General features: G+C 62.8%; 14 protein-coding genes. All 14 read right to left on the bottom strand.

Features of this window, described 5'->3' with window-relative positions:
• Nucleotides 1–100: 100 nt before the first annotated feature.
• Nucleotides 101–496 (bottom strand): DUF2802 domain-containing protein, encoded by a 396-nt coding sequence (locus tag INQ47_RS22240; RefSeq protein ID WP_252460549.1) that lies wholly within the window; start codon nucleotides 494–496, stop codon nucleotides 101–103.
• A gap of 1 nt (nucleotide 497) precedes the next feature.
• Nucleotides 498–977 carry a chemotaxis protein CheW gene (locus INQ47_RS22235; RefSeq protein ID WP_003254393.1) on the bottom strand — a complete coding sequence of 160 codons (480 nt, stop codon included), beginning with the start codon at nucleotides 975–977 and terminating at the stop codon, nucleotides 498–500.
• Nucleotides 978–1,018: 41 nt separating this feature from the next.
• Complete coding sequence (locus tag INQ47_RS22230) at nucleotides 1,019–1,915, bottom strand: CheW domain-containing protein (RefSeq protein WP_279934518.1); 897 nt, start codon at nucleotides 1,913–1,915, stop codon at nucleotides 1,019–1,021.
• Entirely contained in the window at nucleotides 1,915–2,703 is a 789-nt protein-coding gene (locus INQ47_RS22225; RefSeq protein ID WP_252460547.1) for a ParA family protein, read from the bottom strand. Before INQ47_RS22225 ends, INQ47_RS22230 begins: the two co-directional genes overlap by 1 nt.
• A 223-nt stretch (nucleotides 2,704–2,926) precedes the next feature.
• Nucleotides 2,927–3,784, bottom strand: coding sequence for a flagellar motor protein MotD (gene motD, locus INQ47_RS22220; RefSeq protein ID WP_209967355.1), 858 nt, complete (start codon nucleotides 3,782–3,784; stop codon nucleotides 2,927–2,929).
• A gap of 3 nt (nucleotides 3,785–3,787) precedes the next feature.
• Nucleotides 3,788–4,528, bottom strand: coding sequence for a flagellar motor protein (locus tag INQ47_RS22215; RefSeq protein ID WP_003254399.1), 741 nt, complete (start codon nucleotides 4,526–4,528; stop codon nucleotides 3,788–3,790).
• Complete coding sequence (locus tag INQ47_RS22210) at nucleotides 4,528–5,640, bottom strand: chemotaxis response regulator protein-glutamate methylesterase (protein WP_176685416.1); 1,113 nt, start codon at nucleotides 5,638–5,640, stop codon at nucleotides 4,528–4,530. The genes INQ47_RS22215 and INQ47_RS22210 overlap by 1 nt, the downstream gene beginning before the upstream one ends.
• 45 nt (nucleotides 5,641–5,685) lie before the next feature.
• The gene (locus INQ47_RS22205) at nucleotides 5,686–7,932 is read right to left on the bottom strand and encodes a chemotaxis protein CheA (protein ID WP_404702595.1); all 2,247 of its coding nucleotides are present in this window, start codon (nucleotides 7,930–7,932) and stop codon (nucleotides 5,686–5,688) included.
• A 12-nt stretch (nucleotides 7,933–7,944) separates the two neighbouring features.
• Nucleotides 7,945–8,733 carry a protein phosphatase CheZ gene (locus INQ47_RS22200; RefSeq protein ID WP_176685414.1) on the bottom strand — a complete coding sequence of 263 codons (789 nt, stop codon included), beginning with the start codon at nucleotides 8,731–8,733 and terminating at the stop codon, nucleotides 7,945–7,947.
• Nucleotides 8,734–8,756: 23 nt separating this feature from the next.
• Nucleotides 8,757–9,131 (bottom strand): chemotaxis response regulator CheY, encoded by a 375-nt coding sequence (locus INQ47_RS22195; RefSeq protein ID WP_010955070.1) that lies wholly within the window; start codon nucleotides 9,129–9,131, stop codon nucleotides 8,757–8,759.
• 107 nt (nucleotides 9,132–9,238) lie between these two features.
• Nucleotides 9,239–9,979, bottom strand: a complete 741-nt coding sequence (gene fliA / locus INQ47_RS22190) for an RNA polymerase sigma factor FliA (RefSeq protein ID WP_404702594.1) — start codon at nucleotides 9,977–9,979, stop codon at nucleotides 9,239–9,241.
• Nucleotides 9,976–10,809, bottom strand: coding sequence for a flagellar synthesis regulator FleN (fleN, locus tag INQ47_RS22185; protein WP_021785193.1), 834 nt, complete (start codon nucleotides 10,807–10,809; stop codon nucleotides 9,976–9,978). Before fleN ends, fliA begins: the two co-directional genes overlap by 4 nt.
• A 93-nt stretch (nucleotides 10,810–10,902) precedes the next feature.
• Nucleotides 10,903–12,210 (bottom strand): flagellar biosynthesis protein FlhF, encoded by a 1,308-nt coding sequence (gene flhF / locus INQ47_RS22180; RefSeq protein ID WP_252460544.1) that lies wholly within the window; start codon nucleotides 12,208–12,210, stop codon nucleotides 10,903–10,905.
• An 11-nt stretch (nucleotides 12,211–12,221) separates the two neighbouring features.
• On the bottom strand, nucleotides 12,222–14,351 hold the full coding sequence (gene flhA / locus INQ47_RS22175) for a flagellar biosynthesis protein FlhA (RefSeq protein WP_252460543.1): 2,130 nt from the start codon (nucleotides 14,349–14,351) through the stop codon (nucleotides 12,222–12,224).
• Nucleotides 14,352–15,515: the final 1,164 nt, after the last annotated feature.

Raw genomic sequence — 15,515 nt, 5'->3', positions numbered from 1 at the left:
CCGAACGGGCCCGGCGGCACCGTTCAGATCGAGCGTCGCGTGGGCGTCGCTCGATTTCCCAGGCGACGAACCGGCTGCCAAGGATACCTGCCAGCCCCAATCAAGGAGCCCGGTACACCTTGCTCATCAACTCGGCCTCGGCCTGGGTCAGGCCGCAGCTCTGGGTCAACTCATCGATACTCGCCCCCATCCCCACCAGCTTGGCCGCCTGGCTAAAGGTAACGTTGCTCGGGTCGCGCTGTTCGAGGCGCTCCAGCCGGTCCGGCAGGGTGGCCACCGCCGCACGCAGCTCATGGATGGCCTCACCCATGCGCACGGTACCGTTCTGGTAGTCATCCAGACGCTTGGCCAAGTCCTTGATGCGCTGGTCACGCAGCGCATCACCCTCGGCCTGCTGCGCAGCCAGCTCGCGCTGGCGCTTGCTGTAGTTGAGGAAAAACCACAGGCTCAGCGCCCAGGCCAGCGCCAGGAAGATGACAGCAACCTGTAGGATCAACTCAGATGTTCTCCAGCTCGGACCACTCTTCCTCGGTCATCATCTTGTCCAGTTCGACCAGGATCAGCAGCTCGCCATTCTTGTTGCACACGCCCTGAATGAACTTGGCCGACTCTTCGTTACCCACGTTCGGCGCAGTCTCGATTTCGGACTGGCGCAGGTAAACCACTTCGGCCACGCTGTCGACCAGAATGCCGACCACTTGCTTGTCGGCTTCGATGATGACGATACGGGTGTTGTCGGTCACTTCGGTCGGCATCAGGCCAAAACGCTGACGCGTGTCGATCACCGTCACCACGTTACCGCGCAAATTGATGATGCCCAGCACGTAGCTCGGCGCGCCCGGCACCGGGGCGATCTCGGTGTAGCGCAGTACTTCCTGCACCTGCATCACATTGATGCCGTAGGACTCGTTGTCCAGACGGAAGGTAACCCACTGCAGGATCGGATCTTCGGAACCTTGTGCAGACGACTTTTTCATTCCCCTACCCTCAAAATCCGCCGTTGGCGGTATGTTCTGTGTCATTTCTGGTTGGCGTGCATCTGCTTGACCGCACCGCTGGCGATCAGCTCGGCCAGTGCGGCGACGTCGAGCAGTGCACACATGTGTTCGATTACGGTACCGGCCAGCCACGGGCGCTGGCCACGCTGGCTGCGCCACTTGATCTCCGACGGGTCCAGGCGCAGCGAACGGCTGACCTGATGCACCGCCAGCCCCCATTCGTAGCCCTGCACCGAAATTACGTACTGCAGGCCCTGGCGAAAATCATCGCGGTAACGGTCGGGCATTACCCAACGCGCAGTGTCCAGCACCTTCAGGTTGCCAGCCTGGCAGGTCAGGATGCCGAGGAACCAGTCGGGCTGCCCGAACAGTGGCGTCAGCTCCTGGCCAGCCAGGGTGTAGATCGAACCCAGGCACACCAACGGCACCGCCAGGGTCAAGCCGGCGACGTCGAACAGCAGGCATTCAAATGGCTCGGCCGCCCATGCCGGACGACCGTCGACAGTGGCCGGCGGTACGGGCAGGTTGGGCGCCGGCAGATGCACATCGACCAGCGGCACAGCCGGTTCCACGGTTTGCTCTTCGACCAGTACCGGGATGCTGGATTCGGCCACTATTTCCTGCTCGACCACCGTCACCACCGGGGCTTCCACCGGCATCACGCTGGGCAGTACCGCCAGACGGGGTTCGGCGAACGGCCGCGGGGCAAAGCTGGCGGCGGCGGCTTCGGCGGGCTCAGGCCGGGCCGGCTGTCGGGCATCGCGTTCCTGCTCCTCGCGCACCGCCTCGGCGAACTCATCCGCCACTGCCGGCGGCTCGCTCTGGTTTTCGGACTCAGTGGCCTCCTGCAACAGGCCGTCCAGGTAAGATTGCAGGGCCATCTGGGGCCGGGTGCTGGTTTGCCGAGTTTGAGTCATCAGGCCACCTGCACTGCGTTCTTGTAAGTAAGCAGGTGCTTGAGCAGCGCCCTGTAGGCGATCAACCCGCGGCTCTTGCTGTCGAACTGCGAGGGCGTGACGCCCTTGCGACTGGCGTCGCGCAGGCGCGTATCCACCGGGATATAGCCCTGCCATACATGCTGCCCGTAGGTGTCACGCAGCAGCTTGAGGGTGCCCAGCGACGCCTGGGTACGACGGTCGAACAGGGTCGGTACGATCTGGTACGGCAGCGCCTGCTTGCGCGAACGGTTGACCATCGCCAAGGTGCCGACCATGCGTTCCAGGCCCTTCACCGCGAGGAATTCGGTTTGCACCGGGATCACAAGCTGCTGGCTGGCGGCCAGGGCGTTGACCATCAGCACACCCAGCAAGGGTGGGCTGTCGATCAGGGCATAGTCGAAATCCTGCCACAGCTGCGCCAGACTCTTGGCGATTACCAGGCCCAGGCCATTCTGTCCTGGTGACTGGCGCTCCAGCACCGCCAGCGCGGTACTCGACGGCAACAGCGAAATGCGATCATCGCTGGTGGGCAGCAGCAATTGCCCGGGCAAGCCTTCGGGCACCGCACCCTTGTGCAGGAACAGGTCGTAGCAGCTGTGCTCCAAGGTATCCGGGTTGTGCCCAAAGTAGCTGGTCATCGATCCGTGCGGGTCGAGGTCGACGACGACCACGCGCTTGCCGGCCTCGGCCAGCAGGCCGGCCAGGGCAATGGTAGTGGTGGTCTTGCCGACACCACCTTTTTGATTGGCTACTGCCCAGACTCTCATCAAGCAAACTCTATCTATTGATTTGGCAGGGACACTGTAGATACAACTGTCATGCGCAAAACTTCAAAGCTTGCACGCCCCTCTATGGGAGCGGGCATGCCCGCGAACACCGGCGCAGTCGGTGCCATTCACCGAGTCGCTGGCTTCGCGGGCATGCCCGCTCCCACAGGGGACGGCGGCACATTCAAAATCGTGTTCGTATCAGCGACGGGGAATTGACGAATCACTGCCCCGCCACCGTTGCTGGCGTTGCTGGTGCACTTTGTGTGCCAGCCCGGCGCAACGCGGCATCCGGTGTGGCATTGGCACTGCCCGAGCCTGTCAGGCTGCGGCGCACTTCCAGGTTACGGGAAATCACCAGCACCACCCGGCGGTTGCGTGCGCGCCCTTCGGCGGTATCGTTGCTGGCCACCGGCTGATACTCGCCGTAGCCCACCGAGGCCATGCGCGCCGGGTTGACGCCCTCCATGGCCAACAGCCGCACGATGCTGGCCGCGCGCGCCGAGGACAACTCCCAGTTGGTGGGGTACTGCGCGGTGCGGATCGGCAGGTTGTCGGTGAAGCCTTCGACGTGCACCGGGTTGGCGAACGGCTTGAGGATGTTGGCCACCTTCTCGATGATCGCAAACGCCTTGTCACTGGGCATCGCATCACCACTGCCAAACAGCAGCGACGAATTGAGCTCGATCTCGACCCACAGTTCGTTGCCGCGCACAGTCATCTGGTCGCTTTTAATCAGGTCGCCAAAGGCATCGCGCACGTCATTGCTGATGGTTTTCAACGGGTCGGCATTGGTCGCCGCCAGGCCCGCTTCGGTCTGCTCACTGTCTTTGACCAGCGGTTCGGCCGGGCGCACGCTCAGCGGCTGCTCATCGCCAATCGGGATCGGCTTCATGCTGCGCTCAGGGTCGTTGAATACCCCGAGCAAGGCCTGGGAAATAACTTTGTACTTACCCTCGTTGATCGAGGAAATCGAATACATCACGACGAAAAAGGCGAACAGCAACGTGATGAAGTCGGCATACGACACCAGCCAGCGCTCGTGGTTTTCGTGTTCCTCGGTATGACGACGGCGACGCATGGGTTACTCCATGAAGCCTTGCAGCTTCAGCTCGATCGAGCGCGGGTTTTCACCTTCGGCAATCGACAGCAGGCCTTCGAGCAGCATTTCGCGGTAGCGCGACTGACGCATGACGATGGCCTTGAGCTTGCTGGCGACCGGCAATAGCACAAGGTTGGCACTGGCCACACCGTAAATGGTGGCGACAAAGGCCACGGCAATGCCATTGCCCAGTTGCGACGGGTCGGCCAGATTACCCATCACGTGGATAAGGCCCATGACCGCACCGATGATGCCGATGGTTGGCGCATAGCCGCCCATGCTTTCGAATACCTTGGCTGCCTGAATGTCACGGCCTTCCTGGGTAAGGAAGTCGACCTCGAGGATGCTGCGGATGGCTTCCGGTTCTGCGCCGTCCACCAGCAGTTGCAGGCCCTTGCGCGCATACGGGTCGGGCTCGCTGTCAGCTACCCCTTCCAGGCCCAGCAGGCCTTCTTTGCGAGCGGTCAGGCTCCAGTTCACCACGCGGTCGATGCCGCCCGCCAGGTCGACCCGCGGTGGAAACAGGATCCAACGCAAAATCTGCAAGGCACGCTTGAACGACGACAGCGGCGACTGCAACAACGCGGCCGCCAGGGTACCACCCAGCACGATCAGAGCTGCCGGGCCATTGACCAGAGCACCGACATGACCGCCTTCAAGAAAGTTGCCACCGACGATGGCAACGAAAGCCAGGATCAAACCGATCAGGCTGAGGACGTCCATCAGACGCACGCCTCCACCAGGTGCTTGCCAATATCGTCCAGGCTGTACACGGCATCAGCCAGGTTGGCCTTGACGATGGCCATGGGCATGCCATAAATCACGCAGCTGGCTTCATCCTGGGCCCACACTGTGCTGCCCCCCTGCTTGAGCAGGCGCGCGCCTTCGCGGCCATCGGCGCCCATGCCGGTGAGCACTACCGATAACACCTTGTCACCATATGACTTGGCCGCCGAACCGAAGGTGATGTCCACGCAGGGTTTGTAGTTCAGACGCTCGTCGCCGGGCAGGATCTTCACCGTGCCACGGCCATCGATCATCATCTGCTTGCCACCAGGGGCCAGCAGGGCCAGGCCGGGGCGCAGCATGTCGCCGTCTTCGGCTTCCTTGACGCTGATGCGGCACAGCTTGTCCAGGCGTTCGGCAAACGCTTTGGTGAAGGCCGCCGGCATGTGCTGGATCAACACGATCGGCGCCGGGAAATTGGCCGGCAGCTGGGTCAGTACCCGCTGCAGTGCCACCGGCCCCCCTGTGGAGGTACCGATGGCCACCAGTTTGTAGGGCTTGCGCTTGGGTGCTGGCGACTGCGAGGCTGCCGCTGTCGGGGCTGCTGCACGGGCAGGCGCAGCCGGGCGCGTCTGCGCCTGGCTGGTGAAGGTGCTGGCGGGCGCTGGCGCGGCGACCGGCGCCGTTCTGGCATAGCTGCCGATCCGGCGGTTGCTGCGCGAAATGGTGTGCACCTTCTCGCACAGCATCTGCTTGACCTTGTCAGGGTTGCGCGAGATGTCCTCGAAGTTTTTCGGCAGGTAGTCCACTGCGCCGGCATCCAGCGCGTCGAGGGTGACACGGGCGCCTTCATGGGTCAGCGACGAGAACATCAACACGGGCGTCGGGCAGCGCTGCATGATGTGCCGCACTGCGGTAATGCCATCCATCATGGGCATTTCGTAGTCCATGGTGATGACATCGGGCTTGAGCGCCAGCGCCTGGTCGATTGCTTCCTTGCCGTTGGTCGCGGTTCCCACTACCTGGATCGTTGGATCCGCCGAGAGGATTTCCGAGACACGGCGGCGGAAGAAACCAGAATCATCCACCACCAGGACCTTGACTGCCATAAACACTCCATTAGGCGGCGCAACCCGCAGGGCGCGCCACCGAAATCAAATACGCCGCGCGGCGTAACGCTTGAGCATGCTCGGAACGTCGAGAATCAACGCGATGCGACCGTCGCCAGTGATGGTGGCCCCGGACATGCCCGGGGTGCCCTGCAGCATCTTGCCCAGCGGCTTGATGACCACTTCTTCCTGGCCAACCAGTTGGTCGACGACAAAGCCGATGCGCTGAGTGCCGACCGACAGAATCACCACGTGGCCCTCGTGCTGCTCTTCGTGCACCTGCCCCTGGACCAGCCAGCGTTTGAGGTAGAACAGCGGCAGCGCCTTGTCGCGCACGATCACCACTTCCTGGCCGTCGACCACGTTGGTGCGCGACAGGTCGAGGTGGAAGATCTCGTTGACGTTGACCAGCGGGAAGGCAAACGCCTGGTTGCCCAGCATCACCATCAGGGTGGGCATGATCGCCAGGGTCAGCGGCACCTTGATGACGATCTTGGAGCCCTGGCCCTTGGCCGAGAAAATGTTGATCGAGCCGTTGAGCTGGGAGATCTTGGTTTTCACCACGTCCATGCCCACGCCACGCCCGGACACATCGGAAATCTCGGTCTTGGTCGAGAAGCCCGGGGCGAAGATCAGGTTGTAGCAGTCCGACTCGCTCAGGCGCTCGGCGGCGTCCTTGTCCATCAGGCCCTTTTCCACCGCCTTGGCGCGCAGGATGTTGGGGTCCATGCCCTTGCCATCGTCCGAGATCGACAGCAGGATGTGGTCACCTTCCTGTTCGGCCGATAGCACTACGCGGCCGGTACGCGCCTTGCCAGAAGCTTCACGCTCGGCGGGCATCTCGATACCGTGGTCGACAGCATTGCGCACCAAGTGCACCAGCGGGTCGGCCAAGGCTTCTACGAGGTTCTTGTCAAGGTCGGTCTCTTCGCCGACCAGCTCCAGATTGATCTCTTTCTTCAGCTGGCGCGCCAGGTCGCGCACCAGGCGCGGGAAGCGGCCGAAGACTTTCTTGATCGGCTGCATGCGGGTTTTCATCACCGCGGTCTGCAGGTCGGCGGTGACCACGTCGAGGTTGGACACGGCCTTGGACATGGCCTCATCGCCGCTGTTCAGGCCCAGGCGCACCAGGCGGTTACGCACCAGCACCAGCTCGCCGACCATGTTCATGATCTCGTCCAGGCGCGCGGTATCGACGCGCACCGTGGTTTCTGCTTCGCTGGCGGCATGCTTTTCGGCAGCCGGGGCTGGCGCGCGAGGCGCCGCGGCAGGTTTGCTGGCCGGCGAAGGCGCTGGCGCGGCGGCTGGCTTGGCCACCGGCTGGCTTTCGGCCTTGGCGGCAGCCGGCGCTTGCGCCTGGGCAGCAGCCGGGGCTTCTACAGCGGCAACATCGCCACCGAACTTGCCCTTGCCGTGCAACTGGTCCAGCAGGGCTTCGAATTCGTGCTCGCTGATTTCATCGCTGGCTGCGCTGCTGTCTGGCACGGCAGGCGCTGGTGCCTGGGCGGCTGGCAAGGCATCGACCTGGAAGGTGCCCTTGCCATGCAGTTGGTCGAGCAGCGATTCGAATTCGGCGTCGGTGATCTCATCACTGGTCGCTTCGCTGCTGACGGCAACCGGCGGCGCCGCAACCTCGACACTGAACTGGCCCTTGCCGTGCAACTGGTCGAGCAGCGACTCGAACTCGGCGTCGGTGATTTCATCACCAGCACCACTGACAGTCTCACCCTGCATCTGCTCGTCGGCCGCTGCTTGCGCCTTGACCGCATCGAGCGAATCGAGCAACTGCTCGAACTCGCTGTCAGTGATGTCCTGGTGCTGCTCCTCGGCCTCGGCCGAAGCCGCAACCGCCACGTCGGCAACCGGGGCCGGCGGCGGCGGCGCTGCAACAGCTTCGGCTGCGCCTGGTTCGGCCAGGCGCGCCAACGCTGCCAGCAGCTCGGGGGTGGCCGGCGTCACTTCAGCACGCTCGCGCACCTGGCCAAACATGCTGTTGACCGTATCCAGTGCCTCGAGCACCACATCCATCAGTTCCGCATCGACCCGGCGCTCACCTTTGCGCAGGACGTCGAACACGTTCTCGGCGATATGGCAGCACTCCACCAGCTCGTTCAGCTGAAGGAAGCCGGCGCCCCCTTTTACAGTGTGGAAACCGCGAAAGATCGCATTGAGCAGGTCGGCATCGTCAGGCCGGCTTTCCAGCTCGACCAGTTGCTCGGACAATTGCTCAAGAATTTCGCCGGCTTCTACCAGGAAATCCTGGAGGATTTCTTCATCGGCGCCGAAGCTCATCAAACGTGCTCCTTAAAAACCAAGGCTGGACAGCAGATCATCGACATCGTCCTGTCCGGACACGACGTCTTCACGCTTATCGGCATGAATCTGCGGACCTTCACCCCGAGTCGGATGTTTTTCTCGATCTTTTTCTGCACGCAATTGATCGTGATCATGGTTTATACCGGCAAAGCGGTCGACCTGGCTGGCCATCAGCACCAGCTTGAGCAGGTTGCTTTCCACCTCGGTCACCAGTGTGGTGACGCGTTTGATCACCTGGCCGGTCAGGTCCTGATAGTCCTGGGCCAGCAAAATGTCATTGAGGTGCCCGGAAACCTTGCGGTTACCCTCGGCGCTGTGCGTCAGGAAACTGTCGACTCGCTTGACCAGATCACGAAATTCCGGCGCAGCCACTTCGCGGCGCATGAAGCGCTGCCAGTCGGTGCTCAGGGCCTTGGCCTCGCTGGCCAGTTCATTGAGCACCGGTGTGCTTTCCTCGACCAGATCCATGGTGCGGTTGGCCGCGCCCTCGGTGAGCTTGACCACATAGGACAGGCGCTCGGTGGCGTCGGTAATCTGCGACACCTCTTCTGCCTGTGGCATGGTGGGGTCGATCTGGAAACTGACAATGGCACTGTGCAGCTCGCGAGTCAGCTTGCCGACTTCCTGATACAGGCCGCGGTCGCGGGTCTGGTTCAGCTCGTGAATCAGCTGCACCGCCTCGCCGAAACGGCCCCGCTCCAGGCTTTCGACCAACTCCTGGGCATGCTTCTTCAGGGTCGATTCGAACTCGCCCAAAGACGTTTGTGATGAATCCATGACGCGCCCCCCCGTAACGTGACTCAGCCGTTGACGCGTTCGAAGATCTTCTCGATCTTCTCTTTGAGCACCTGAGCGGTGAACGGCTTGACCACATAACCATTGACGCCGGCCTGGGCCGCTTCAATGATCTGGTCGCGCTTGGCTTCAGCAGTCACCATCAGTACCGGCATGCTTTTCAGCTTGTCACTGGCACGCACTTTACGCAGCAGGTCGATGCCGGACATGCCCGGCATGTTCCAGTCGGTCACCAGGAAGTCGTAGTGACCGTTCTCCAGCATTGGCAACGCCGTGGTGCCGTCATCGGCTTCGTCGGTGTTGGTGAAACCCAGGTCACGCAACAGGTTCTTGATGATCCGCCGCATCGTCGAAAAGTCGTCAACGATGAGGATTTTCATGTTCTTGTCCAATTAGACCTCCAAGCAGTCTCAAACGCGCTCGGCCTACCGAGCACGCACTCATTCAATTCGGTACAACGTGGAAAACGACTGCAACGACAGCGGGCTCAACGCGCCCGCCATTCCCCCAGGCGGCTGCGCAGGCGCGCGGCACACTGGCTGTGCAACTGGCTGACCCGCGACTCGCTGACCCCCAGCACCTCACCGATTTCCTTAAGGTTCAGCTCTTCGTCGTAGTACAGCGCCAGCACCAGGCGCTCACGCTCCGGCAGGTTGGCGATAGCCTCGGTCAGGGCAGCCTGGAAGCGCTCCTCCTCCAGGCCGCGCGCAGGTTCGACCTGGCCACTGGCGCCATCCTCATGCAGCCCTTCGTGCTCGCCGTCCTGCAACAGGTCGTCGAAGCTGAACAGGCGGCTGCCCAGGGTATCGTTCAAGATCCCGTAGTAATCATCGAGACTCAATTGGAGTTCGGCAGCAACTTCATGATCTTTAGCGTCACGGCCTGTTCTGGCTTCAACCGCACGCATGGCATCACTGACCATACGGGTGTTGCGGTGTACCGAACGCGGCGCCCAATCGCCTTTGCGCACTTCGTCCAGCATGGCGCCGCGGATGCGGATGCCGGCGTAAGTCTCAAAGCTGGCACCCTTGCTGGCGTCGTATTTGTTGGCCACTTCCAGCAGGCCGATCATGCCGGCCTGGATCAGGTCCTCGACCTGCACGTTGGCCGGCAAGCGCGCCAAGAGGTGGTAGGCGATGCGCTTGACCAGCGGGGCGTAGCGTTCGATCAGCTCGTACTGGGCGTCCTTCGACGCCCGGCTGTACATCTTGAAGCCACTGGCGTTCATAGCACGGGTCCCGCGCTGGTGGGTTGCACCAAGCGCTCGACAAAGAACTCCAGATGGCCGCGCGGGTTGGCCGGCAGCGGCCAGCTGTCGACCTTCTGGGCAATCGCCTTGAAAGCCAGCGCACACTTGGAGCGAGGGAAGGCTTCGTAGACGGCACGCTGCTTCTGTACCGCCTTGCGCACGCACTCGTCGTACGGCACGGCACCCACGTACTGCAGGGCAACGTCAAGGAAGCGGTCGGTGACCTTGGTCAGCTTGGCAAACAGGTTGCGCCCTTCCTGCGGGCTCTGCGCCATGTTGGCCAACACACGGAAACGGTTCATGCCGTAGTCGCGGTTGAGCAGCTTGATCAAGGCGTAGGCATCGGTAATCGAGGTAGGTTCATCACACACCACCAACAGCACTTCCTGGGCGGCGCGAACGAAGCTGACCACCGAGTCACCGATACCCGCAGCGGTATCGATCACCAACACATCGAGGTTGTCGCCGATTTCGCTGAACGCCTGGATCAACCCGGCGTGCTGGGCCGGGGCCAGGTGCACCATGCTCTGGGTGCCCGAGGCTGCCGGCACGATGCGCACACCGCCAGGGCCCTGCAGCATCACGTCACGCAGCTCGCAACGCCCTTCAATGACATCGGCGAGGGTACGTTTGGGGGCAAGGCCCAGCAACACGTCGACATTGGCCAGGCCCAGGTCGGCGTCCAGCAGCATGACCCTGCGGCCAAGCTCGGCCAGCGCCAGGGACAAGTTGACTGAAACGTTAGTCTTGCCGACGCCACCTTTGCCACCGGTTACGGCGATCACCTGTACGGGATGCATGCTACCCATGTCTGTTCTTTACCTTGTCTCGCTGGGACTCAGGCCACACGTAGGGCAATTCTGCGTGCCCCTTGGCATAGCGACTTTGCACACGCTTCATGGTCAACCCGCTCGCCGTGGGTTGTGATAGAGATCAGCGAACATGTCGGCCATGGCCTCTTCGCTGGGCTCGTCCTGCTGCTGCACATTCACCGCCCGCGTGACCAACTGGTGGCCCCGCGGCAAGTGCAGGTCGTCAGGAATGCGTGGGCCATCGGTAAGATAGGCCACTGGCAGTTCATGACTGATGGCAAGGCTCAACACATCGCCAAGGCTTGCCGTTTCATCGAGCTTGGTCAGGATGCAACCGGCCAGGCCACAGCGCTTGTAGCTGTGGTAGGCGGCGGTCAGCACCTGCTTCTGGCTGGTGGTGGCCAGCACCAGGTAGTTCTTCGCGGCAATGCCACGCCCGGCCAGGGTTTCCAGTTGCATGCGCAGCGCAGGGTCGCTGGCCTGCAGGCCGGCAGTATCGATCAGCACCACGCGCTTGCGCAGCAGAGGCTCCAGCGCTGCTGCCAGCGACTGGCCCGGGTCGACGTACGTCACCGGCACGTTGAGGATGCGGCCCAGGGTCTTGAGCTGCTCCTGGGCGCCGATACGGAAGCTGTCCATGCTCACCAGCGCCAGGTTCTGCGCGCCGTACTTGAGCACGTAGCGCGCGGCCAGCTTGGCCAGGGTGGTGGTCTTGCCCATGCCCGCCGGGCCCACCACGGCGATCACGCCGCCCTCTTCGATCGGCTCGATTTCAGGTATTTCGATCATCCGCGCCAAGTGAGCCAGCAGCATGCGCCAGGCCTGGCGCGGCTCTTCGATCTCGGCGGTCAGGTCCAGCAACTCGCGGGCAATCGGCCCCGACAGGCCGATGCGCTGCAGGCGGCGCCAAAGGTTGGCCTGCTGCGGCTTGCTGCCCTGCAGCTGATTCCAGGCCAGTGAACCGAGTTGCACTTCCAGCAACTCGCGCAGGCCCGACAGTTCGGAACGCATGGCATCGAACAGGCGCGGATCAACCGGTGCAGCAGCCGTTGCGGCGGCGGCCTCAGGGGCCTCGACATGCGGCTCGATCAACGGTTCGGCAGCGGTCAAAGATTGCCCGGCGAACAATTGGCGGTTGTTGTCGCTGCTGTCCTGACGGTGGTCCAGCTCAGCCTGGGCACTGGCAATGCGCGTATGGGTCTTGCGCAGTTCTTGTTCCAGCTCGGCGTTGGGCACACGCGGGGCCAGGGCGGACAGCTTGTAGTCCAGCGCGGCCGTCAGTTCGACACCACCGGCAATGCGACGGTTGCCAATGATCGCGGCATCGGCGCCCAGCTCGTCACGGACCAGCTTCATGGCCTGACGCATATCGGCGGCGAAAAATCGCTTAACTTGCATTATCCCCTACCTCAGCCGTTAGGGCCCACGGTGGCAACGATGGTGACTTGCTTGTTGTCAGGTATTTCCTGATACGCCAGAACATGCAAATTCGGTACAGCCAGGCGACCGAAACGCGACAACATGGCGCGGATCGGGCCGGCGACCAGCAGAATGGCCGGCTGACCCTGCATTTCCTGGCGCTGGGCCGCCTCGATCAGCGAACGTTGCAGCTTCTCGGCCATGCTTGGCTCCAGAAGAACACCGTCTTCCTGACCCTGCCCGGCCCTTTGCAGACTATTCAGCAAAATCTGTTCCAACCTTGGCTCCAGGGTAATCACTGGCAGCTCCGACTCAACGCCGACAATGCTTTGCACGATGGCGCGACACAATCCGACGCGCACCGCCGCCACCAGCGCGGCGGTATCTTGACTCTTGCCGGCGTTGTTCGCGATGGCCTCGGCAATACTGCGAATATCGCGCACTGGCACCTGTTCAGACAACAGTGCTTGCAGCACCTTGAGCAGCCCCGACAAGGAAATGACACCCGGCACCAGCTCTTCTGCAAGTTTAGGCGATGCCTTGGCAAGTACTTGCAGCAGTTGCTGAACCTCTTCGTGGCCAATCAGCTCGTGGCAATGTTTCTGCAGGATCTGGTTGAGGTGGGTGGCCACAACGGTACTGGCATCGACCACGGTGTAGCCCAGCGACTGCGCCTGGGAGCGCTGGCCGACGTCGATCCAGACCGCCTCCAGGCCAAACGCCGGATCGCGCGCGGCAATACCGTTGAGGGTGCCGAACACCTGCCCCGGGTTGATCGCCAGCTCGCGGTCCGGATAGATCTCCGCCTCGGCCAGAATCACCCCCATCAGGGTCAGGCGATAGGCGCTGGGTTGCAGGTCGAGGTTGTCACGAATGTGCACGGTGGGCATCAGGAAACCCAGGTCCTGCGACAGTTTCTTTCGCACGCCCTTGATCCGCGCCAGCAACTGGCCGCCCTGGTTGCGGTCGACCAGCGGGATCAGCCGATAGCCAACCTCCAGGCCGATCATGTCGATGGGGGTGACGTCGTCCCAACCCAGCTCCTTGGTTTCCAGCGCGCGCTGTGGCGAGGGCAGCAGGTCCTGCTGGCGCTGCGCCTCTTCCAGGGCTTTGACCTTGACCTGCTGCTGTTTCTTCCACACCAGGTAGGCGCCCCCACCGGCCAGCAGACCGAGGCTGAGGAACGCCACGTGCGGCATGCCCGGCACCAGCCCCATGACAATCATCAACCCGCCAGACACCGCCAGGGCCTTGGGCGAATCGAACATCTGCCGATTGATCAGCTTGCCCATGTCCTCGGAGCCCGACGCGCGGGTCACCATGATCGCGGCGGCGGTGGACAGCAGCAGTGATGGCAATTGCGCCACCAAACCGTCACCGATGGTCAGCAAGGCGTACACCTTGCCGGCCTCCGTGAAACTCATGCCGTGCTGCATCATGCCGATCAATATGCCGCCGATCAGGTTGATGAAGAGGATCAGCAAGCCAGCGATGGCGTCGCCGCGCACGAACTTGCTGGCACCGTCCATAGAACCGTAGAACTCGGCCTCCTGCGCCACCTCGGCACGGCGGTGCTTGGCCTGGGCCTGGTCGATCAGGCCGGCATTGAGGTCGGCGTCGATGGCCATCTGCTTGCCAGGCATGGCGTCGAGGGTGAAACGCGCACTCACTTCCGAGATACGCCCGGCACCCTTGGTCACCACCACGAAGTTGATGATCATGAGGATGGCGAACACCACGGCACCGACCACGTAGTTACCACCGATCACCACCTCACCGAAGGCCTGGATCACTTTACCGGCAGCGCCATGGCCCTCCTGACCATGCAGCATGACCACACGGGTGGACGCCACGTTCAGGGCCAGGCGCAACAACGTGGCCACCAGCAAAATGGTCGGGAACGCAGCAAAGTCGAGGGGGCGCAGGGCGTATACACAGACCAGCAGCACCACGATCGACAGGGCGATGTTGAAGGTGAAGAACACGTCGAGCAGGAACGGCGGTATCGGCAACATCATCATTGCCAACATCACCAGCAGCAACAGCGGCACACCCAGGTTGCCCCGGCCGAGCCCGGCCAGGTTGTTACGGGCGTTGCTGATTAACTGAGTGCGATCCACCGCGAGTCCTCTTGATGCAAAACTTTGACGCCCAGGGGGCGCCTGGGCGTGGCTCTGCAAGAAGCTTTCCAACTTTGCTCGGCGAGGGATTTATGTTGCTGTACCGGCCCTTTCGCGGGTAAACCCGCTCCTACGACGGCCTGTGCCCACCACCGACCTGCGCCCACCACCGTGGTAGGAGCGGGTTTACCCGCGAATACGGTAGCGGCGGCAACGGTGAACGGCGGGTGGAAATTGGCCAGCAGGACCGGCCCTTTCGCGGGTAAACCCGCTCCTACGACGGCCTGCGCCCAACCACCGACATGTGTCCACCACCGTGGTAGGAGCGGGTTTACCCGCGAATACGGTAGCGGCGGCGACGGTGAACGGTGGGTGGAAATTGGCCAGCAGGACCGGCCCTTTCGCGGGTAAACCCGCTCCTACGACGGCCTGCGCCCAACCACCGATCTGTGTCCACCACCGTGGTAGGAGCGGGTTTACCCGCGAATACGGTAGCGGCGGCGACGGTGAACGGTGGGTGGAAATTGGCCAGCAGGGCCGGCCCTTTCGCGGGTAAACCCGCTCCTACGACGGCCTGTGCCCAGCCACCGACCTGTGTCCACCACCGTGGTAGGAGGGGGTTTACCCGCGAATACGGTAGCGGCGGCGACGGTGAACGGTGGGTGGAAATTGGCCAGCAGGGCCGGCCTCTTCGCGGGTGAACCCGCTCCTACGACGCCTGTGCCCAACCACCGACCTGCGCCCACCACCGTGGTAGGAGCGGGTTTACCCGCGAATACGGTAGCGGCGGCGACGGTGAACGGTGGGTGGAAATTGGCCAGCAGGGCCGGCCTCTTCGCGGGTGAACCCGCTCCTACGACGGCCTGTGCCCAACCACCGACCTGTGTCCACCACCGTGGTAGGAGCGGGTTTACCCGCGAATACGGTGGCGGCGGCAACGGTGAACGGGGGTGGAAATTGGCCAGCAGGGCCGGCCTCTTCGCGGGTGAACCCGCTCCTACGACGCCTGTGCCCAACCACCGACCTGTGTCCACCACCGTGGTAGGAGCGGGTTTACCCGCGAATACGGTAGCGCCGGCAACGGTGAACGGCGGGTGGAAATTGGCCAGCAGGACCGGCCCTTTCGCGGGTAAACCCGCTCCTACACGACGGCCTGCGCCCAAC

Origin of the sequence: Pseudomonas sp. 3HC3 (assembly GCF_044904505.1) — a bacterium.
Taxonomy (GTDB): Bacteria; Pseudomonadota; Gammaproteobacteria; order Pseudomonadales; family Pseudomonadaceae; genus Aquipseudomonas; species Aquipseudomonas putida_Y.
This window is presented reverse-complemented; position numbering and strand designations above follow the sequence as displayed.